Origin of the sequence: Microbacterium sp. Leaf179 (assembly GCF_001423785.1) — a bacterium.
Lineage (GTDB): Bacteria > Actinomycetota > Actinomycetes > Actinomycetales > Microbacteriaceae > Microbacterium.
The window spans coordinates 447,271-468,022 of sequence record NZ_LMPH01000001.1 but is presented as its reverse complement, the minus strand read 5'-3'; the positions used below and the strand labels follow the sequence as shown (position 1 = coordinate 468,022).

At 71.7% G+C, this 20,752-nt stretch carries 18 protein-coding genes; 10 read left to right on the top strand and 8 right to left on the bottom strand.

Going from position 1 to position 20,752, the window contains the following annotated elements:
* The first annotated feature begins 72 nt into the window (after positions 1 to 72).
* The 4 genes from ASF96_RS17495 to ASF96_RS02130 all read left to right on the top strand — a co-directional run bounded on the left by ASF96_RS17495 (position 73) and on the right by ASF96_RS02130 (position 3,778).
* Positions 73 to 789 carry a GntR family transcriptional regulator gene (locus ASF96_RS17495; protein ID WP_055831974.1) on the top strand — a complete coding sequence of 239 codons (717 nt, stop codon included), beginning with the start codon at positions 73 to 75 and terminating at the stop codon, positions 787 to 789.
* Positions 790 to 894: 105 nt separating this feature from the next.
* Positions 895 to 1,389: an ureidoglycolate lyase gene (locus tag ASF96_RS02140; RefSeq protein ID WP_055831976.1), complete on the top strand. Its 495-nt coding sequence runs from the start codon at positions 895 to 897 to the stop codon at positions 1,387 to 1,389.
* A gap of 2 nt (positions 1,390 to 1,391) precedes the next feature.
* The gene (locus tag ASF96_RS02135) at positions 1,392 to 2,852 is read left to right on the top strand and encodes an FAD-dependent oxidoreductase (protein WP_162239383.1); all 1,461 of its coding nucleotides are present in this window, start codon (positions 1,392 to 1,394) and stop codon (positions 2,850 to 2,852) included.
* Positions 2,849 to 3,778: a 2-hydroxyacid dehydrogenase gene (locus ASF96_RS02130; RefSeq protein WP_055935502.1), complete on the top strand. Its 930-nt coding sequence runs from the start codon at positions 2,849 to 2,851 to the stop codon at positions 3,776 to 3,778. Before ASF96_RS02135 ends, ASF96_RS02130 begins: the two co-directional genes overlap by 4 nt.
* Before the next feature lie 19 nt (positions 3,779 to 3,797).
* Here the strand turns inward: ASF96_RS02130 and ASF96_RS02125 are convergent, their stop codons facing one another.
* Positions 3,798 to 5,258, bottom strand: a complete 1,461-nt coding sequence (locus tag ASF96_RS02125) for a lipopolysaccharide biosynthesis protein (protein WP_055935499.1) — start codon at positions 5,256 to 5,258, stop codon at positions 3,798 to 3,800.
* Positions 5,259 to 5,434: 176 nt separating this feature from the next.
* Between ASF96_RS02125 and ASF96_RS02120 the strand changes: the two genes are divergently transcribed.
* Complete coding sequence (locus ASF96_RS02120; protein ID WP_055935497.1) at positions 5,435 to 6,838, top strand: O-antigen ligase family protein; 1,404 nt, start codon at positions 5,435 to 5,437, stop codon at positions 6,836 to 6,838.
* A 73-nt stretch (positions 6,839 to 6,911) separates the two neighbouring features.
* Here the strand turns inward: ASF96_RS02120 and ASF96_RS02115 are convergent, their stop codons facing one another.
* Together ASF96_RS02115 and ASF96_RS02110 are read right to left on the bottom strand one after the other, a co-directional pair.
* Positions 6,912 to 7,907, bottom strand: a complete 996-nt coding sequence (locus ASF96_RS02115) for a glycosyltransferase family 2 protein (protein WP_055935495.1) — start codon at positions 7,905 to 7,907, stop codon at positions 6,912 to 6,914.
* On the bottom strand, positions 7,904 to 9,133 hold the full coding sequence (locus tag ASF96_RS02110; protein ID WP_162239382.1) for a glycosyltransferase family 4 protein: 1,230 nt from the start codon (positions 9,131 to 9,133) through the stop codon (positions 7,904 to 7,906). The genes ASF96_RS02115 and ASF96_RS02110 overlap by 4 nt, the downstream gene beginning before the upstream one ends.
* Before the next feature lie 258 nt (positions 9,134 to 9,391).
* Between ASF96_RS02110 and ASF96_RS02105 the strand changes: the two genes are divergently transcribed.
* Entirely contained in the window at positions 9,392 to 10,495 is a 1,104-nt protein-coding gene (locus ASF96_RS02105; protein WP_055935492.1) for a glycosyltransferase family 4 protein, read from the top strand.
* Positions 10,496 to 10,569: 74 nt separating this feature from the next.
* On the opposite strand, the gene ASF96_RS02100 is transcribed toward ASF96_RS02105, so the two are convergent.
* The 5 genes from ASF96_RS02100 to ASF96_RS02080 form a co-directional block, all read right to left on the bottom strand.
* On the bottom strand, positions 10,570 to 11,781 hold the full coding sequence (locus ASF96_RS02100) for an ROK family protein (protein WP_055935490.1): 1,212 nt from the start codon (positions 11,779 to 11,781) through the stop codon (positions 10,570 to 10,572).
* A gap of 147 nt (positions 11,782 to 11,928) precedes the next feature.
* Positions 11,929 to 13,149: a multiple monosaccharide ABC transporter permease gene (gene mmsB / locus ASF96_RS02095; RefSeq protein WP_055831990.1), complete on the bottom strand. Its 1,221-nt coding sequence runs from the start codon at positions 13,147 to 13,149 to the stop codon at positions 11,929 to 11,931.
* A 5-nt stretch (positions 13,150 to 13,154) separates the two neighbouring features.
* On the bottom strand, positions 13,155 to 14,684 hold the full coding sequence (gene mmsA, locus ASF96_RS02090) for a multiple monosaccharide ABC transporter ATP-binding protein (protein WP_055831992.1): 1,530 nt from the start codon (positions 14,682 to 14,684) through the stop codon (positions 13,155 to 13,157).
* A 189-nt stretch (positions 14,685 to 14,873) separates the two neighbouring features.
* Positions 14,874 to 15,995, bottom strand: a complete 1,122-nt coding sequence (gene chvE / locus ASF96_RS02085; RefSeq protein WP_055831994.1) for a multiple monosaccharide ABC transporter substrate-binding protein — start codon at positions 15,993 to 15,995, stop codon at positions 14,874 to 14,876.
* 193 nt (positions 15,996 to 16,188) lie between these two features.
* Entirely contained in the window at positions 16,189 to 16,758 is a 570-nt protein-coding gene (locus ASF96_RS02080) for a nucleotidyltransferase family protein (protein ID WP_055833085.1), read from the bottom strand.
* A 51-nt stretch (positions 16,759 to 16,809) separates the two neighbouring features.
* On the opposite strand from ASF96_RS02080, the gene ASF96_RS02075 reads away from it, so the two are divergent.
* Genes ASF96_RS02075 through ASF96_RS02060 form a run of 4 tightly spaced genes read left to right on the top strand, consistent with a single transcriptional unit; the run spans position 16,810 to position 20,643 of the window.
* Positions 16,810 to 17,775, top strand: a complete 966-nt coding sequence (locus tag ASF96_RS02075) for an XdhC family protein (protein WP_055935488.1) — start codon at positions 16,810 to 16,812, stop codon at positions 17,773 to 17,775.
* The gene (locus ASF96_RS02070; protein ID WP_082509400.1) at positions 17,772 to 19,070 is read left to right on the top strand and encodes an amidohydrolase family protein; all 1,299 of its coding nucleotides are present in this window, start codon (positions 17,772 to 17,774) and stop codon (positions 19,068 to 19,070) included. Before ASF96_RS02075 ends, ASF96_RS02070 begins: the two co-directional genes overlap by 4 nt.
* On the top strand, positions 19,067 to 19,699 hold the full coding sequence (locus ASF96_RS02065; RefSeq protein WP_055935486.1) for an XRE family transcriptional regulator: 633 nt from the start codon (positions 19,067 to 19,069) through the stop codon (positions 19,697 to 19,699). The genes ASF96_RS02070 and ASF96_RS02065 overlap by 4 nt, the downstream gene beginning before the upstream one ends.
* Positions 19,696 to 20,643 carry a PDR/VanB family oxidoreductase gene (locus tag ASF96_RS02060; protein ID WP_055935484.1) on the top strand — a complete coding sequence of 316 codons (948 nt, stop codon included), beginning with the start codon at positions 19,696 to 19,698 and terminating at the stop codon, positions 20,641 to 20,643. Before ASF96_RS02065 ends, ASF96_RS02060 begins: the two co-directional genes overlap by 4 nt.
* The last annotated feature ends 109 nt before the right edge of the window (positions 20,644 to 20,752 follow it).

Sequence of the window (20,752 nt, the reverse complement as noted above, 5' to 3'; positions counted from 1 at the left end):
CTGCGCTCCTCACCGCGCTGCGCATGCACGCCCGCGGCGGCCACCGGCGCGCCCCCGCGATAGCGTGAGGGCGTGACCGAGAAGCGCGCACCCGACCAGGACGCACTGATCGACCGCATCCTGCACCTGTGGCGAGCGGATGCCGAGACCCTGCCCTCCGAACCGCGCCTGGCCGAGCTCACCGGCGCGAGCCGCAACTCGGTGCGCGAGGCGCTCATCCGCCTCGAGGAGCGCGGGTACGTGCACCGCACGCAGGGTGCCCGCACGTCGCCGAACCGGCGACTCCCCGGTGTCGGCCGGCGCATCGACCAGCAGTTCGACCACTCGCTGTCGATCCGCGCGGCGGGGTACGAGCCGACGCTCGAGCTCGTGGCATCCGATCGACTCACCCTCGCCGCGGGCGACCCGGCGCGGTACGACGAGCTGCCCGACGGCACCGGGGTCCTGCGCACGGTGAAGATGTGGCGCGTCGACGCCGCCCCCTATGCGCTGGCCGAAGACCTCGTGCCGCTCTCGCGCGAGGTCGACCTCGACCCGCACCGGCCGGTGTTCGAGCTCGCCGAGGCGGCCAACGGCATCCGGGTCGCGTGGGAGACGCTGTGGATCGACGCGATCGCCCTCGACGCCGAGCGCGCCGCGATCCTGTCGACGGATGCCGGCACCCCGGCCATCGAGATGACGTACTGCGGGTACGGGGTCGACGACGCCATCGGGTACTGGTCGCGCGAGGTGCAACTGCCGGCGCCGGCGGGCCTGCGCAACGCGCTGATCCGTCGCGTCCGCTCCTGAACGCGCGTTTCTGCCGCGTAAACGAGCGGTGAAGTTGTTGGACAAGTAGCGCGCAAGCTTGTTGGACAAGCGTACTGTCGGGCTACCCGACGAAAGCGAGCCCCCGTGTCCGACACCCTCTCCACCCACCACCTCACCGCCGAGACCGTCACCCCCGCGGGCTTCGAGCCCTACGGCGTCGTGCTGACCCCGATGGAAGACGGCACGCCCTTCACCGCCGAGGAAGCCGTGCTCGACGTGTCGAACGGCATCCCCCGCTTCTACCTCATGCACCTCGACGACAAGTCGCCCGAGTTCGTACGCGTCACCCGTCACCTCGAGACGACGCAGACGCTCATGGCCGTCGGCGACGTGGAGTGGACGATCGCCGTCGCCGCCCCCGGCCTCGACGCCCCCGCGCTCGACGACCTGCGGGCGTTCCGCATTCCGCCGCGCACGGCCATCACGATGCGCAAGGGCACCTGGCACGCGGGACCGTTCTTCGCCGACCCGAGCATGGACTTCGTCAACCTCGAGCTCGACGACACCAACGTCACCGACCACCACAACCACCGGCTCGACGACGCCTTCGGTGTGCGCGTCGTGATCGACGCGGAGTGACGGTGCTCACCCCGCTTCACGACGCCCCCGCGCGTCTCGCGCGCCTCGAACGCGAGGCGGCGCACCAGTCCGCCCTGAGCGCCGGCGACGGGCGGCCCTGGGTGGGCGCGCGCGACGGAGTGCGCCCCGTCGTGATCGTGGGCGCCGGTCAAGCCGGGCTCGTGCTCGCGCGGGGCCTGCGGCGCCGCGGGATCGACGACGTGGTGGTCCTCGACGCCGCCCCCGCGGGGGCTGCGGGCCCCTGGACCACCTACGCGCGCATGCACACCCTGCGCACCCCCAAAGACATCGCCTGGCCGACGTGGGGCACCCCCGCGGTGAGTCCCCGCGCGTGGTTCGAAGCCGTGTACGGCACGGCGGCGTGGGAGCAGATCGAGTACTTCCCCACCACGGCGTGGCAGGGATTCCTGCAGTGGTACCGCGAGGTCTCGGCCATCACCGTGGTGCCCGCCACCCACGTCACGGCGATCACCCCCACCGACGGTCCGCTCGACCTCGCGCTCGAGGGCCCCGACGGAACCTGGACGCTTTCGGCCCACCACGTCGTGCTCGCCACCGGCATCGAGGGAGCCGGCGGGCGGTCCATCCCGTCGCTGCTGCACGACCTTCCCGCGGATCGGGTGCGGCACACGCACGACGACATCGACTTCGCCGCCCTCGCGGGCCTGCGCATCGGCATCCTGGGGGCCGGCACGGGGGCGTTCGACAACGCCGCCACCGCCCTCGAGCACGGAGCCGCCCTCGTCGACGTGCACATGCGCCGCGCCGCGATGCCCCAGGTCAGCCCGTACCGCTGGATGGAGTTCGCCGGACTCATCGAGAACTACGGCACCTTCACCGACGCGCAGAAGTGGGCGTTCAACGTGCACCTGTCGGCCGTCGACCAGCCCGCGACGCAGAACGCCCTGTGGCGCGCGCACGCCTTCGACTCGTTCCGCTTCCTCACCTCGTCACCGTGGCAGGGCGTGGAGTGGACGGGCAGCGACATCGCGGTGACGACGCCGCACGGCATCCATCACTACGACGTCGTCCTGGCCGCGACCGGCATCGCCTCGGACCTCGCCCGACGGCCCGAGCTGGCGAGAGTGGCCGCCGACGCCGTGCTCTGGAGCGAGCGGCTCACCCCCGAGGCCGTGGCGCAGAACCCGGGGCTCGCCGCGTTCCCCTACCTCGACGACGACTTCGGGCTCGTCGACCGCGCGGGCGGGGAGGCGCTGTCGCGCATCCACATGTTCAACCACGGTGCGCGGATCAGCCAGGGCATGTTGAGCCACCAGATCCCCGGCCTCGTGGGCGGGGCGACGAAGCTGGCCGCCGCGCTCTCCCGCCGCCTGTTCGCGCGCGACTCCGCGAGCCTGCTGGCCGAGTACCTCGCGTACGACGTTCCCGTGGGCGTGCAGATCGGCCGACGCGCGCAACCCGCCGCCGCCGAGGCGCCGACGGCGGTAGCGTCGAGGGGGTGACGACCGAGACCCCCCTGATCGTGTCCGTGCCCACCGAACAGCTGCGCGACGATCTGCAGCCCCTGCCCGAGGGCGTCGAGCTCGTGCTGTGGGACATGACGGGGCCCGCTCCCCGTGAGCGGTTCGACCTGGTCGTGCCCCCGTACATGTCGATGGACGGCGTCATCGAGGCGTTGTCGAGCGTCGAGGTCGGCCTCGTGCAGGGCCAGTCGATCGGCTACGACAATGTCGAGGGGCGCCTGCCGAAGGGCCTCGCCTTCGCGAACGCCTCTAGCGTGCACGAGACCGCGACCGCGGAGCTCGCGGTGACGCTGGCCCTGGCGGCGCAGCGGCGCCTGCCGGAGTTCGTGCGCGCTCAGGACCGCGCGGAGTGGATCGGCGGCGGCGCGACCGGTTTCGCCGACCAGCGCGTCACGCTCCTCGGATTCGGCGGGGTCGGCCGCGCCATTGCCGCGCGCCTGAAGCCCTTCGAGGTCGAGCTGCGCGCGGTCGCCTCGCACGGCCGGCTGCAGGACGACGTCGAGGTCTTCCCCCTCGGAAAGCTCGACGACGTGCTCGCCGAGACCGACATCCTCATCGCCTCGCTCCCCGGCGGCGACCGCACCCGCCACATCCTCGACGACGCCGCCCTGTCGGCCCTGCCCGACGGCGCCCTCGTCGTCAACGTCGGCCGCGGTCCCCTCATCGACACCGACGCGCTCGTAGACCACGTGCGTCGCGGGCGTCTCCGCGCCGCGCTCGACGTGACCGACCCCGAGCCCCTTCCCGCGGATCACCCGCTCTGGGCCCTGGACGGCGTGCTCATCGCCCCGCACGTCGGAGGAGCCACCGATGCCATGCGCCCGCGCATCGCGCGACTCGTGCGCCGTCAGATCGAGCGCCTCCGCGCCGGCGAGGAACCGCTGAACGTCGTCATCGGCGGCTGAGAGCCGCCGCCGTCGGGCATCAGGCGGAGCGGCGCGGACGCATCGACCGGAGGGTCTGCGCGATGAGGCGGGCGTCGCCGCGGCCCCCCACCGCCATGATCGCCGCCGCTGCCACGAGCCACGCCGCTGCCAGGCAGACCAGGCGGAGCAGAGCGGGCCACGGCCCGAAGAACGCGAGGTCCAGGCCCCACGCGACGAGGGTCGCCCCGCCGCTCACCGCCAGGGGCACGAGGGACGCGCGCACGAGGACCCCGACCTCGAGGCCCGCGCGGGGGGCGAACACGAAGGTTCCCGACGCCCAGATGAGCACCTGGCCCACGACCACCCCCCAGGCGATCCCCGCGGGAGCCAGGGGCGCCAGCAGCACGATGAGGAGCACCATCGGCACGCGCCCGACGATCTCCGACAGGAAGAGAGCCCCGGAGCGTCCCAGAGCGGCGAACCCCCAGTAGTAGGCGTACGCCGTGGTCTGGAAGACCGTGCCCACGGCGAGGATCGGAAGGAACTGCATCGCGGGGAGCCAGTCGGCGCCCAGCACCACGTCGATCAACGGCGCACCGCACACCACGAGCAGGCCCGTGACGGCGAGCAGCACGTGACTGACGAGCCGCTGCGCGCGCGCCAGCGCCTCGTTGAGGGCGGGAAGGCTGTCGGCGACGTGCGCCAATCGCGGCAGCACCACGCGCGTCAGCGGGGCGGCGACCTGCAGCAGCGGCAGCATCACCAGCTGGTACGCCCGCGAGTAGAACCCGACGATCGCCGACGGGTACCAGGCCCCCATGACGATCGTGTCGACGTTCGTCGTGACGTAGTGCGCTGCGTGGGTGGCGAGCGTCGACAGGCCGAAGGTGAGCAGCGACCCCATCTCGACGCGACGCGGGAGTCCGGGACGCCAGCCCGCCGCGGCGACGGCCCACCCGAGCGACACGACGGCCGCCACCGTGCCCTGCACGGCGAGAGCCAGATAACCCGAGCCGAGCAGCGCGAGCAGGATCGCGGCGACGATGCCCGCGGCATCCCCTCCCACTTCCGACGCGGCGAGGCGCGAGAACCTCTCCCGGCGATTCAGCTCGACCAGGAACTGGACCGCCGCGGCACGGAGGAGGTAGGCGGGTGCCGAGATGAGCACGACCCCGACCAGGCGACCGTCGCCGAACGCGGCGCCGATCGGAACGGCGACGGCCGCCACCAGCAGCGCCAGAACGGCCCCGATGCCGGTGTTGATCCAGAACAGGTTGCTCTTCTGCGCCTGGCTCAGCGACTTCTCGCGCAGGGCGGCGAGGCTGAGCCCGAAGTCGCCGAGCACCGACGCGATGCCGACGATCGCCAGTCCCAGGCTGACCACGCCGAAATCCGCCGGCCCGATCAGGCGTGCCAGCACGACGATGTTGGCGATCTGCAGGACGTACCGCAGCCATTGCGTCGACAGGAGCAGGGTCGCACCCCGGGCCCGTGCGCCCGAAGATCGTTCGGGCGTCACGTCTGTCGTCCTCCTCGCGTGCGCCGCGGGAGCCGCGCTCGAGCAGACTATTTTCGGCCGCGCGCTGCTCCCCTCTCCGCCGCCCCTCGGGGGGTCGTTTTCACCCGGTCGATCGCCCGTTCCGCCTCGGCCCTTGCCGCGATCGAGCACCGCTCTCGCGCACCTAGCCTGTGCGGATGACCTCCCCCGCCGTCACCGCGTCCGACCTCTCGGTACGCCCGGAGTCCGAGCAGGGCACACGGCGCGCAGCGCGGCGACAGCGCCTGGCGGCCACGCCGCTCACGGCACCGGCGCGAAGCACCGCGGCCCGCGTCGTCGCGTTCGGCCTGCTGCTGATGCTGTGGGCGGCCTCGATCGGCGGCACCATCGCGCAGACGCTGACGATGAGCCGCGCGCAGGCGGCCGAGGGTCTGACGAGCGTGTACACGCAGGCGGTCGTCGACGCGGGGCACATCGCCCTGCTGCTTCCCGCGGCCGCCGCCGTCTTCGTGCTGATCTTCCGCGTCGTCTTCGTGCAGAACGACGTCTCGCCGCTGGTGCTCGTCGTGCTGCCGTGGGTGTGGATCGTGTTCAACGAGTTCGCGCGGGGAGGAGACGTCACCGAGCAGATGCTGCTGCCCATCGGCGTCGCCGTGACCCTGTGGGCGATCCAACCGCGTGTGTCGGACCTGCGGGCGTACGCCCTCGCCGCCGCGGGGTTGGCGGTGGTCTCGATGGTGCTGACGTCCAGCGCCCCCGCCCTCATGTACATGCCGCAGACGTTCGACGCGAACTCCGAGAAGTCGTTGACCGGGCTCCCGCTGTTGGCGGGCTTCTTCGGGCACCCCAACGGCTACGGCCTGTTCCTGGTGCTCGCCCTGCCCCTGACGCACCTCTTCTCACGCTGGTATCTGCGCTGGACGACGGCCGCCGTGCTCCTCGTCGCCATCCTGTGGTCGGCGTCGCGCACGGCGTTGTTCGGGGTCGCGGTGTGGGCCGTGGTGCTGCTTGTGAGCATGCTGCTGGGCCGCGCGGGCAACCGGACCGTCGGCCGCGTTTTCGGCGCCCTGCTGCTCGTCCTGGTCGTCGCCGTCGTGGCCCTCCCCCTGATCACCACCGACCCCGAGGCGTTCACCAAGCGCGGCGCGATCTGGCGGTTCGCCCTGTCGCAGCTGTCGGGCGATCAGTGGCTCGTCGGGCTCGGCCACAGCTGGTACGTCGACCACTACGACCTGCTCAAGGCTGCCCTCTCCAGCGCCGCCAGCCACGGCCACAACGTCTTCGTGACGTACGTCGTCACGGGCGGCATCGTCCTCGTCGCGCTCCTCGCCGTCGTCCTCGCCGCCGCCGCCCGCGCGGCCGAGCATCTTCCCCGCCGCGACCAGGTCGCGGCGAGCACGTTCCTCTGCGTGCTCACGGCGGTGTCGATCACCGAGACGGCGTGGCGCGTCGAGGCGCCCGACACCCTGTTCGCGGCGATGGTGGTGCCCCTGTTCATCATCGCCGTGCAGGCTCGGGACCTGTCGCCCCTCGCCCGCCGAAGGGGTGACCGGACGGGTGAAACGCCCACCTTCTCGACGCTCACCCGTCGGACGGCATAAGCCGGACGCGCGGTCCTCCGACGCGCGCCCGCTCCCGCGGATCACACGACCCGCGGGAGCGACGCCCGGGCCGTCAGGAGCGCCGCACCGCGGCGCGCAACCGCCGCAGGTTGGCCGAGGCCGGGGGCAGATCCCAGGTGAACAGCGCCGCCACGGCGGCGTCGTCGATGCGTCGGCCCCGCTGGATCGCCCGACGCTCGCGCAGCTTGCGGGGCATCTTGACCGCGGCGATCCCGACGGCCTTCACGGCCGTGCCCCCCTGCCCGCGCAGCACGGCGCGCACGAACGTGAACGAGTACGAGAGCGCGAGGCGCGGGAACACCACCGGCAGGAAACGCGAGGGGACGTTCTTGGTCATGACCCAGAAGAGGTTCTTGAGCGTCTGGTGGGTGGTGAAGCCCGGGATGCGGCCGCTCGTCGCTCCGATCCGGTGGTAGGCGACGGCCCGGGGCGCGAGTTGCACGCGCCATCCCCGCAGCTGCGCCCGCCAGCTGAGGTCGATGTCTTCGAAATAGGCGAAGAAGTCCTCATCGAACAGTCCGACGTCGCGCAGCATCGCGGCGCGATAGAGGGTCGATCCGCCGCTGCCCCCGAAGATGTCGACCGCATCGTCGTACGCGTCGAGGTCCTCTTCGTCGCGCCCCCGCGGGTAGGGCAGGCCCCAGGTCGAGTAGCACTCGCCGGTGCTGTCGATGCGGCGGCCGTCGAGGGTCACGAACTTGCTCGCCACCATGCCGAGATCGTCCCCGCTGCGCATGATGGCGACGAGCTCGGCGAGCCAGGTCTTCTCGACCACGGCGTCGTTGTTGAGCAGCGCGATGTGCTCGTGGCCCCGGTGCAGGGCGTAGCGCAGACCGACGTTCACGCCTCCGGCGAAGCCGAGGTTCACGGGCTGCACGAGCAGGGTGACGCCGGGGTACGACGAGCGGATCATCTCGACCGATCCGTCCGTCGAGCCGTTCTCGACGACGATCACCTCCGCCGTCATGGTCTGCGCCCCGAGCGAGTCGAGGCACGCGGCGAGATCCTCCCGGCCGTTCCAGTTCGGGATGACGACCGCCGACGTCATCGCTCGTCCCCCCGTCCGAACAGGGCGTCCTCGAGTCGCGACGGATAAGTCTCGGCCGAGAAGACCGATCGCGCCCACTCCCTCGTCGCGGTGGCATCGCTCCAGGCCCGACGAGGATCGGCGAGGATCGCGAGGAGTGCGCGCGCGATCGCCCCGGTGTCGTCGGCGACCACGAGACCACCCGTCTCCCCCTCGCCGACCAGTCCTTCCGCGCCCACGGTCGTGGACACCACCGGGATCCCCCGCATCAACGCCTCCACCGTCTTGAACTTCAGCCCGGCGCCCATGCGCAGCGGGACGACGACGGCCGTGGCAGCCCGATAGGCCGGGTCGAGCGACTCGACCTCCCCGGTCACCTCGAGCAGCGGGTCGGTCTGCGCCGCGGCGATCATGCGCGCCGTGGGCCCCGCGCCCGCGAGCACGAACCGCACATCGGCCCGCGCCACCCGCACGCGCGGGATGATCTCGTCGATCAGCCAGTCGGCCGCCTCGACGTTGACGTCGCGGAAGAACGCCCCCACGAACAGCACCGTCGCGACCCCGGCCGGCGGTCCGTCGGCGGTCGCCACCTCGCCGCCGTCCGGCGAGAACGGCGGCCGCAGGACCACGACGTCGTCGGCCGCGACCCCCAGGCGCCGCGCGTAGCCGGCGTCCTTGCCGCTGAAGACGACCACGGCATCCATGTCGCGGTACAGCCGCCCCTCGTCGCGCGCGACGCTGTGGTTCCGCCACCGGCCGAGCAGCCGCGCCGCCGTCCATCGACGCGTCGTGGCGAAGATCCGCTCGTAGGTCTGGACGATCAGGTCCTGCGCCACGACCACGCGACGGGCGCGCGGGCCGGTGGGAAGCGCCCGGGCGATCCATCCCATCTCGCTCCAGTGCGCTTCGACGAGGTCGGCGTGCGCCGCCGCGTCTCGCACGGCGCCCGCGCGGAGGATCGCCCGCCGGAACCGCAGCGGCGGCCGCACGGGGAACAGCCGGATCTGCTGCGTGTCGAGCCACGCCGCGAGACGGCCGGAGGAACGCGGCGGGCAGACCAGGACCGTGACGTCCATCGCCTCCCGCAGGCGCCGGGCTCCCTCGTCGTTGCCCCGCCAGTCGGGCGCGACCACAGTGACCTCGTGACCGAGGGCGCGCAGGCCCCGGAGGTGCGACAGCACGTACTGTCCGCCCGCGTGGGGGATGCCGGGGTACGGCACGTGGGCCATGAGACTGACGATCCGCACGGTTCTCCTCCGGTCCCGCTCTCGACGGGCGACCTCGGGCGCCCGGACGGGCGACGCGGGGAGAGACGGGTGTCCCGGGGAACGTACCAACCGGCTCGACGGCATCCCCCGCCGGTGGCGGCGACGGGCGGCTCCGGAGGCGAACCTCACCCGTCGCCTCACCCCCAGCGCCTCGTCGCGGCTCGCGCCGACCGCCGAGAACCCCGGCGCCGGAGGCGGTCATACTCGGCGGCGGACCCCGCCCGAGAAGAGGACTCCGTGCCCACATCCCCGCCGCACATCGTGATCGACGCCCGTTCGATGTTCACCTCCACCGGGCGCTACACGCGCAACCTCATCGCGCACCTCGAGCAGATCGACACCGCGCACCGCTACACGATCGTGCTCCCCCGCGACCGGTTCGACGACTGGACGCCGACCAGTCCGCTCTTCGGGAAGGTCGCCACCGAGACCCCGTACTTCTCGTGGCGCGAGCAGACCTCGTTCGGGCGCGAGCTCCGGGCGCTCCGCCCCGATCTGGTGCACTTCGCGATGCCGCAGCAGCCGCTCTACCTGGGCGTGCGCCGCGTGACGACCTTTCTCGACATGACGCTGCTGAAGGTGCGCAACCGCAAGAAGCACTGGGCCGTCTCTGCCGTGAAGCGCGTCATCGGCGCGGGGGCGTTCGTGGTCACCGCGCACCGCTCCCGCGTGAACCTCGTCATCAGCGCGCACGGGGGCCGCGACCTCGTCGCCCACACCCGCGTGCGCGCGTCGAGCCTGTACGTCACCTCGCCCGCGGCCGATGTGATCGCGGATGCCGCGATCCCGGTCGAGACGCCGTTCCCGCGCTTCGTGCTGTACGTCGGCCGGCAGGAGCCGTACAAGAACCTCAAACGGCTCATCCGCGCGGTCGTGCACCTGCGCGACGCCGGCGAAGAGATCGGCCTCGTCGTCGCCGGAAAGATCGACGACGACGGGGCGCGCCTGATCCGGGAACTCGACGAGCAGGAGCGGGGCGCCGTGCACTTCGCCGGTTTCGTCACCGACGCGCAATTGCGCGGGCTGTACGAGGCGGCGGCGGTGTACGCGTTCCCGTCGTTCTTCGAGGGGTTCGGACTGCCGGGTCTCGAGGCGATGCGCCACGGGTGCGCCGTGGTCAGCAGCGATGCGACGTGCCTGCCCGAGGTCTACGGCGACGCCGCGATCTACTTCGACCCCACGAGCACCGCCGGGATGCGCGATGCCGTGGCCCGGGTCCTCACCGACCCCGCGCTCGCACAGACGCTGCGGGAGCGCGGGGTCGCGCGCGCCGAGATGTTCTCGTGGCGGTGGATGGCGACGCGCACGCTCGACGCCTACCGCGACGCCCTGGAGTCCTGAGCGACCGACCGGCGGCGACGGCGACCGCGGGGGCGTGCGGGGTCACGGCATCCGGACCCTGAAGCCCGCCGCCCTCAGCCGCGGAACCCGCCGGGGTTCGACAGCAGGTCGGCGAAGGCGAGCTCGGCGGGGCCGACGAGCATGAGGCGCGAGCGCAGGTGCGCCCGTTCGAGGCGGATCGTGCGCCCCTCGGCGCCGAGGGGATGCACGCGCACCGCATCGGCCAGTCGTTCGCGGCTGACCGAGAGCAGGGCGCCGAGGTAGCCCGACAGAACGACCGTCTCGGGGCTGAAGGCGTTGACGAAGTTGGTCAGCGCGATCGAGAGCACCTCGACCTGGCGCGTCACCTCCGCCATCACCCTAGGGTTGCGGGCCACGCCCAGCTCGACGTCGAGTTCGTCTTCGTCGAGCTTGCGCCGACCGAGTAGGGGCTCGAGCAGGTCGAGGCTCACCTCGGCCTCGAGGCATCCCCGGCGTCCGCACACGCAGGCGCGTCCACGGGGGTCGACGACGGTGTGCCCCAGCTCGCCGGCGTAGCCCGAGGTACCGCGCAGAAGGGTGCCGTCGATGATGAGACCGCCGCCGATGCTGTGCATCGCCCCGCCCAGGTAGAGCAGGTTGCCGACACCGACGCCGACACCGAAGCGCGACTCGGCGAGAGCGCCGATGCTCGCGTCGTTGCCGGCGGCCACCGGCATGCCGAGCTCGTCGCTCAGGCGCGCCGACACGGGGTCGCGCTTCCATCCCAGGGTGGGCGAGACGAGCACCGAGCCGTTGGCGTTGACGAGTCCGGGCACCGCGAGGCCCGCACCCACCACCCGGTAGTGCCGGTCGATGTCGGCCCGCATGGCTTCGACCGACGAGGCGACGATCTGCACGAACCGGCGCGGCGACGGCGCACTGGCCGTGTCGTGGCGCAGTCGCGCGTGCACCACCCCGCCCAGCCCGACCAGGGCGACGGTGACGGCGTGGGGTTCGGCCCGCACGCTGAGGGCGGCGACGTGGTCTTCGGGCTCGAGGTCGAGGGTCGGGCGCCCGACCTTGCCGGTGCGCTCGGTGCTGGCCGCCTCGCGCACGAGGCCCAGCTCGGTGAGCTCCATGACCAGACCCGTCACGGTGGAGCGGTTGAGTCCCGTCGTCGCGCCCAGCTGCGCGCGTGAGAGCGCTCCCCGGGAATGGAGCAACGACAGCACCGACGCGAGGTTCTGCTGGCGGATCAGGTCGTTGGTGGTACGACCGACCGGGGGTGCGAGCGGCGTTGCGGGCTCGAACACGGCAGGGGTCATGAGAGGGGCACCTCCCCCATCATCCCATCGCGCAGGAACGGACGGTACGCGCAGCCGTCGAGAAGGACGGGGGCGGGGCCGACGGCCGACGCCGCGGCCCCGGGACGCGGATGGGGAGCGGGCCCCGGGGCCACGCTCCCCATCCGGTCAGACACCGCCGTTGCGCCGCTTGTTGAAGATGTCGAACGCGACGGCCAGCAGCAGCACGATGCCCTTGATGGCCATCTGCCAGGCGGCGTCGACACTGAGGATCGACAGCCCCATGTTCAGCACGCCCATCACCAGTCCACCGACGACCGCACCGACCACGGTGCCGATGCCGCCCTGGACGGCGGCGCCGCCGATGAAGACCGCGGCGATGGCATCCAGCTCGTAGTTCTGACCGGCGGACGCCACGGCACTGCCGGCGCGCGCGGTGCTCACGACCGCCGCGAGACCGGCGAGCACGCCCATGTTGACGAAGATGAAGAAGTTGACCCACTTCGTCTTCACACCGCTCATCACGGCGGCGAACAGGTTGCCGCCCATCGCGTACACGTGGCGGCCGAAGGTCGTGCGGTTGAGCACGAACGTGTACGCCAGGACGAGCACCGCGAGGATGATCAGAACGATCGGCGTGCCGTTGTAGGTGGCGAGCGTCAGGGCGATCGCCATGATCGCGACCGCGGCGATGAGGTTCTTCAGCCAGAACGACCACGCGACCTCACGGGGCAGCTCGAGGCGACGGAGCGTCGCGCGGGTGCGCAGCTGCTGGGCGATGAGCGCCACGACGGCGACGAGACCCAGCACGACGGTCAGCGAGTCCCAGTTGCCGATGTAGCCGAGCACCGGGGGCAGCCAGCCGGCACCGATGGCGGTGAAGCCGTCGGGCAGACCCGCGATCGTGCCACCGGTGAGCAGCACCAGGGTGAGACCTCGGAACAACAGCATGCCCGCCAGGGTGACGATGAACGCCGGGATGCCGACGAACGCCACCCAGAAGCCCTGCCACGCCCCGACGACCGCGCCGACCGCGAGCGAGAGGATGACGGCGGCCCACCAGGGCAGCCCCCACGAGTTCATCGAGATCGCCGCGATCGCTCCGACCATGGCGACCACCGAGCCGACCGACAGGTCGATGTGCCCCGCGATGATCACCATCACCATGCCGATCGCGAGGATCAGCACGTAGGCGTTCTGCTGGATGAGGTTGTTGACGTTTCCGGGCATGAGCAGTCGGCCGCCGGTCAGCACCTGGAACAGCACGATGATGATGACCAGGGCGGCGAGGATGCCGAACTGCCGGAAGTTGATGCGCGACAGGATGCCGCGGCGGCGCGGTCCCGGCTGCGTGGGCGCCTCGACCGTCTGGGTGGATGCGGTGGCCATGTCTTTCAGTTCCTTCCGGCGGTCATGTGCCGCATGAGGGTCTCCTGCGTGGCGTCGTCGCGGCTGACCTCTGCCGTGATGCGTCCCTCGGAGATCGTGTAGATGCGGTCGGAGAGGCCGATGACCTCGGGCAGCTCCGACGAGATGACGATGACGGCCTTACCCTGGGCCGCGAGTTCGTTGATGATGCCGTAGATCTCGTACTTCGCCCCGACGTCGATGCCGCGGGTCGGCTCGTCGAGGATCAGCACGTCGGGACCGGTGAACATCCACTTCGACAGCACGACCTTCTGCTGGTTCCCGCCGGACAGCCGTCCGGTGATCGCCGCGACGCTGGGGGCTTTGATGTTCATCTTGTAGCGGTACGAATCGGCGACCTTGTACTCGCGGTAGCGGTCGACCACGCCCAGGCGGGCGAGGCGCGAGAGGGCGGATGCCGAGACGTTGACCTGGATGTCGCCGATGAGGTTGAGACCGTACTTCTTGCGGTCCTCGGTGGCGTAGGCGATGCCGTGCTTGATGGCCGCGTCGACCGTGCGCACGTCGATCTGCTGGCCGTTCTTGTAGACCTCGCCCGAGATGCCCGTGCCGTACATGCGGCCGAAGATGCTCATGGCGAGCTCGGTGCGACCGGCGCCCATGAGGCCCGCGAAACCGACGATCTCGCCCGCGCGCACCATGAACGAGGCGTCGTCGATGACCACGCGCTCGGTGTCGACCGGGTGGTGCACGGTCCAGTTCTCGACGCGGAAGAGTTCTTCGCCGATGTCGGGTTCGCGAGGGGGGAACAGGCTGTTCAGATCGCGGCCGACCATGGCGCGGATGATGCGCCCCTCGTCGGTGTCGGCGTCGGTGCGGTGCATCGTCTCGATGGTGCGGCCGTCGCGGATGATCGTGATGCGGTCCGAGATGCGCAGCACCTCCTTCAGCTTGTGGCTGATGATGATGCAGGTGATGCCCTGGTCGCGCAGCTGGTCGATCAGATCGAGCAGGTGGGCGGAGTCGTCGTCGTTCAGCGCGGCGGTGGGCTCGTCGAGGATGAGGAGCTTCACCTCTTTGGCCAGGGCCTTGGCGATCTCGACGAGCTGCTGCTTGCCGACGCCGATCTCGTAGATCTTGGTGGCGGGGTTCTCGCGCAGCCCCACGCGCTTGAGCAGCTCCGCGGCCGCGGTGTTCGTGGCGTTCCAGTCGATGACGCCGCGGCGGGCCTTCTCGTTGCCGAGGAAGATGTTCTCGGCGATCGAGAGGTAGGGGCTGAGCGCCAACTCCTGGTGGATGATGACGATGCCCGCGGCCTCGCTGTCGTTGATCGAGCGGAACGCCATCTGCTCACCCTCGAGGGTGATGCTCCCCTCGAAGCTGCCGGCCGGGTAGACCCCGCTGAGCACCTTCATGAGGGTGGACTTGCCGGCGCCGTTCTCGCCGCAGATGGCGTGCACCTCTCCGCGGTGCACGTCGATCGACACGTCGGCGAGAGCCGGAACCCCGTTGAAGGACTTCGAGATCCCCGCCATGCGCAGGATCGGTTCGGTCATGGTGTGTGTCGTCCCTTCACCGTCGCCGGGGGCGACGCAAAAGTGGGCCGCCGAAGCGACTCGTGTGATCGTCGCCGGAGGCGACCGATGCCCTCCACCGGGCGGTGAAGGATCGAGCGGCGGGGCGGGCTGAGCCGCCCCGCCGCGAGAAGAGGACGGGGCGGGCGAGCCCGCCCCGTCGGTGATCGATCAGAGTCCGACGTCGGACGCCTTCAGGAAGCCCGAGTCGATGAGCTTCGTCTGCACGTCGTCCTTGACGACGACCTCGGGGGTCAGCAGGTACGAGGGGACGACCTTCTTGCCGTTGTCGTAGGTCTTCTCGTCGTTGACCTCGACGGTCTTGCCGTCCTTGATCTCCTGCACCATCGTGAACACGCGGTCGCCGAGGGCGCGGGTGTCCTTCCAGACCGTCATCGACTGCGCGCCGTCGAGGATCGCCTTGACGTTGGCCTTGTCGGCATCCTGACCCGTGATGATCGGGTAGTCGGCACCGGGGGTGTAGCCGGCCGACTTCAGCGACGCCTCGATACCGATGGCGAGGCTGTCGTTGGGCGAGAGCACCACGTTGACCTTCTTGCCGTCCCCGTAGAACGACGAGAGGCGGTTGTCCATCTCGGACTGCGCCTTGTCGGATGCCCAACCCTGGATGCCGATCGACGCCCACGCGTCGTCGTTGGCGGGCGACTTGCCGCTGGGGACGACCAGCTGGCCCTTCTCGACGTACGGCTGCAGGACGTCCCACGCGCCGGCGAAGAAGAACTTGGCGTTGTTGTCATCGGGGCTGCCGGCGAAGGGCTCGAGGTTGAAGGGGCCCTTGCCGTCCTTCAGACCCAGCTGCTCTTCGATGTACTGGCCCTGCAGGGTGCCGACCTTGTAGTTGTCGAAGGTGGCGTAGTAGTCGACGTTCTCGCTGCCGTTGATCAGGCGGTCGTAGGCGATGACCGTGGCGTTCTGCGACTTGGCCTCCTGCAGCACCGGGCCGAGCGTCGAGCCGTCGATCGCGGCGATCACGAGGATCTTCGCGCCCCCCGAGATCTGGTTCTGGATCTGGCTGATCTGCTGGTCGGTCTTGTTGTCGGCGTACTGCAGGTCGACGGTGCACCCGGCGTCGGTGAGCTTCTTCTGCAGCTGCTCACCGTCGTTGATCCAGCGCTCGAGGCTGCGGGTCGGCATCGCGATGCCCACGTTGCACTCGGTCGAGCCACCGCCGGCGGCGTCGCCGCCTCCGTCGGCCGGACGGGTGGAGCTGCACGCTCCGAGGCCGACGGCGAGTGCGGCGATAGCCGCACCGGTCAGGATTTTCTTCAGCATGTGATCTGCGTTCCTCTCTGAACAGCAGGGACCTCGTGGTCGGCACCCGCGCCCTCCCCGGCGTCGGATCGGGTACGTCGTCGTCCCGGCACTCTGGTCCGTCGAATTATGACGGCTCCGAAAAATTATCCATCGAGGGGGGTTTTGTCTAGAGGCACGTCAAAATTCCCCGTGGCCGTGATCAGACCGTGACTCAGCGCTCGTCGCGGTCGGCGCCCGACCACAGATCGCCGCATTCGACGAACTCCGCCTCCTGAGCGATCAGGTAGGGCCGCGCCCCGACATCGCCCCGCACCGACGCCCCCACGGCCGCCCAGTGCGCTCGCCCGATGAGCACGGGATGCCCCGGCTCGCCGGTGTACGCCGCCTGGGCGAGGGCGTCGGGAGCCGCCCGCCGGACGAGGCGGGCGATCGCGGCCGGGACGACGTCGGGGGTGTCGACCGGCAGCACGACGACGGCGGATGCGGGTCCGGATGCCGCAGCCTCGAGGCCCGCGCGCAGCGACGTGGCCACCCCCGTCCGCCAGTCGGCGACGCTCACCACCGTCGCCTCGGCGGGCACCAGGAGGGCCGCCTCATCGGCGGCCGCGCCCACGACGACGAGGACGTCGCCGCACCCGCCCGCGCGCAGAGCCCGCACGGCGATCGCGATCCAGGGGACGCCGGCGGGGGTGCGGGCGAGGGCCTTGGGACCACCGAAACGACGCCCGGCGCCCGCGGCGAGGACGAGTCCGCACGGGGGCACGAGGGGGTCGGCGGGCATGGTCACGACAGCGTAGCGTGCGCGAAACACGCCCCGACTACCGTCGCGTCCATGCTCGAACTGGCCGCCGACCTGGTGCCCCTGCTCGACGCGGGAGTGCCCGTCGCGGCGGTCACCGTGACCGCCGTCGTGCGCAGCGCACCGCGCGGGGTGGGGGCCACTCTCGCCGTGACCCGCGACGCCCGCGTGATCGGATCGATCTCGGGAGGCTGCGTCGAGAGCGACGCCGTGATGCTCGGGCTCGATGCCCTGCGCACCGGCACCGTGCGCCGCGCGCGGTTCGGTTTCGGCGACGACGGCACGGTCACCCCCATCGCCGCGGGGCTCGCCTGCGGGGGTGCGGTCGACGTCGTGGCGTACCGGATCGACGCGGACGCCACGCGCGCCGCCCTCGACGACGCGCGCACCGGCCGCGCGGCGACCCTGCGCCTCGACCTCGACGGCGAGGCCCTCGTGCTGCACCGCCCGGCACCGCCCCGGCTCATCGTGCTGGGCGCGGGTGAGCACGCCGCGGCGCTCTGCCGACTGGGGGCCGCCGCCGGATTCGCGGTGACCGTGTGCGACGACTGGGCGCTGCTGGTGACGCACGAACGCTTCCCCGACGCGACCGAGCTGGTCGTCGCGGCCCCCCACGACTACCTCGCCACCCTCGACGAACCCGACGCGCGCACGGCGGTCTGCGTGCTGACGCACGACGAACGGCTCGACGTGCCGGCGCTTCGCGCGGCGCTGCGTCTGCCCGTGGGGTTCGTGGGCGCGATGGGGGCGCGGGCCACCGTCGCGCGCCGCGCGAAGCTCCTGCGCGCGGCGGGGGTCACGGATGCCGAGCTCGCCCGCCTGCACTCCCCCCTGGGCCTCGACCTGGGCGGCGTCACCCCCGAAGAGACGGCGCTCTCGGTGATCGCTGAGATCGTGGCATCCCGCAACGCCGCCGACGCCCGTCCGCTGCGCGACCGGCGCGGCCCCCGCCTGCACGGGATGGACCTCGACGCATCGTGCGCGGTGAGGAGCGCATGAGCGTGCTCGTCGTGCGCGGCGCGGTCGCCGTCGTCGACGGGACGGGGCGCGTGCACACCGGCGACGTCGTGAGCGTCGACGGCACGATCGTCGCCTCGGCCGATCTTTCGGGGGCGACCGTGATCGACGCCACCGGGTGCGTCGTGACCGCCGGGCTGGTCAACGCGCACCACCACCTCCTGCAGACGGCGTTCCGCACGCTGCCCGGCACCCGCGGCATCCCCATGCGCGACTGGTTGCCGGCGATGGCCGCGGCGTACTCCGCCGCCGGCGTCGACCCCGAGCTCACCGGGCTCGCCGCCCGGGCGGGGCTCGCCGAAGCCCTGCTGAGCGGGGTGACCACGGTCGCCGACCACCACCTGACCTGGCCGAGCGGCGCCGACACCGTCGGCATGGCGCGCGCGGCGGGCGCCGCGGCCCGCGACCTCGGCGCCCGACTCGTGTTCGTGCGCGGTGCCGCGCGCGACGATCCCGCCGAGGCGGCGGCCTCGGCCGACGCGATCGTGCGCGCCCTCGTTCCCGGGGCGCCCGGCGGCATCAGCGCCGACGGTGCGCTGCAGGTCGCCGTGGGCCCGGCCGGAGTGCACAGCGATCCCCGTGAGACGTTCGACGCGCTCGGCGAGGTCGCCCGCGTGCACGGTCTGCGCCGCCGCACGCAGGCGAACGAGGTCGTCGACGTCGCCATCGCCCTCGAGCGCTACGGTGCCCGCCCGCTCGACCTTCTCGAGGAGTGGGGCTGGCTCGACGCCGACGTGACCCTCGCCCACCTGTGCGACGTGTCGGACGACGAGATCGCCCGGATCGCGGCATCCGGGGCCTCCGCCACCCACGCACCCGGCTGCGACGTGCCGATGGGGTGGGGCGTCGCCCCCGTGCGACGACTGCTCGACGCCGGGATCTCCGTCGGGCTCGGCACGAGCGGCGGCGGGAGCAACGACGCGGGGCATCTGCTCGCCGACGCCCGCCTGGCGATGCAGGTCTCGGCGCTCGTCGGGCCCCAGCTGCCCGCCGCGGACGTGCTCGCGATGGCCACGGCCGGCTCGGCCGACGGGCTCGGCCGCCCCGAGCTCGGGCGGCTCACCCCGGGATCCGCGGCCGACCTGTGCCTCTGGGACGTCTCGGGGGTCGCCGACGCCGGAGTCGCGGATGCCGTGGCGGGACTGCTGTGGGCCGCACCCGGCCGGCGTCCGCGCGACGTCGTCGTCGGTGGCCGTGTCGTCGTCGCCGGCGGCCGACTGGTCACCGCCGACGAGGACGAGGTCGTCGCCCGGCTGTTCGAGAGGGTGGGACGATGACGACCATGGCTCCCGCGATCCCCGCCGAGAAAACCCCCACCGGCGACGAACGGCTCGGCGCGCACCTGCGCGGACTGCGCAAAGCGCGCGGACTCACGCTGACGCAGCTGGCCGAGGCGGCGACGCTGTCGCATCCCTTCCTCAGCCAGCTCGAACGCGGTCTCGCGCGGCCCAGCATGGCGAGCCTCGAACGACTCGCGCGAGCGCTCGGCACCAGCCGGGTCGAACTCATCGCCGCCTCGGAGCCGCCCCGCCCCGACCACGACGCGCACCCCTCGTTCGTCGGCGCCGACGAGGGCGTGATCGGCCCCTACGCGGAAGGCACCGCGCGTCTGCTCGCGGAGGGCCCCCGACGCTTCGAACCCCTCGAGTTCACCGGCGCCAACCCCGACCCGGGAGACCACTACGTGCACGACGAGGACGAGTTCCTCACCGTGCTCGAAGGGTCGGTGGTGATCTCGTTCGGCGACTTCGGCGAGCGCACCCTGCGGGTCGGCGACTCGGTCTACTGCCGCTCGGGGACCCCGCACCGGTGGCACTCGCCGGGCGGGCTGCCGTATCGGTTGCTCATCGTGAAGGAACTCGTGCACGGCGGCGGTGTCGACGACACCGCAGAAGGAGAGTCATGACCGGAGGCGTCAGCTTCGAAGCCGTCGTCCGCGCCCGTCGCGATGCGGCGGAGGGCGTGGTCGTGCTCGACCTGGAGCGCACGGGTGGCACGCTGCCGCACTGGTCGCCCGGCGCGCACATCGACGTCGTGCTGCCCGACGGTGTCGAGCGGCAGTATTCGCTCTGCGGGTCGCCGACCGAGCGGGGCACGTGGCGCATCGGGGTGCTCCGCGAACGCGAGGGCTCGGTGTGGCTGCACGAGAACGCGCACGTCGGTGCACCGCTTCGCGTGCGCGGTCCCGCCAACCACTTCTTGTTCGCCCCCACCGCCGGCCGCGCGTACGTGTTCGTCGCCGGGGGCATCGGCATCACCCCGATCGTCCCGATGATCGAGGCAGCCGAGACCGCCGGGGCGGCCTGGACGCTGCTGTACGCCGGCCGGTCGCGGCGCACCATGGCCTTCGTCGACGAGTTGGTCGCGCAGTACGGCGACCGCGTCGAGGTGTACGCCGCCGACGAGGGGCGCCGGCTCGACCTCGCGGAGTACTTCGGCACCCCCGTCTCACGCACCGTCGTCTACTCGTGCGGACCCGCGCGCCTTCTGGAGTCCCTGGATGCCGCGATGGCGGGGTGGCCGCGCGGGAGCCTGCACGTCGAGCGGTTCGAGGCGAAGGTGCTCGGCCCGCCGGTGTGGGCCGAGCCGTTCGAGGTCGACCTGATGATGTCGGGCCTCACCGTGACCGTGCCCCCGGAGCGATCGATCCTCGACGTGGTGGAGGAGTACGGCGCGGTCGTCCCGTCGAGCTGCCGGGTGGGCACGTGCGGCACCTGCGAGGTCGCCGTCGTCGACGGCGAGGTGGAGCATCGCGACTCCGTCCTCTCGCCGGAGGAACAGGATGCCAACCGGTCGATGATGGTGTGCGTGTCACGGGCGGCGTGCGGGCGGATCACGCTGGAGCTGTAGGAGCAGGACGGGCATTCGCCGCGCCGACACGGCTGCGCGCAAGGTTTGTCACGAGGGTCACGCCCAGGAAATACAGCGGAAACGCGCGGTTCCTAGCATCGGAACATCG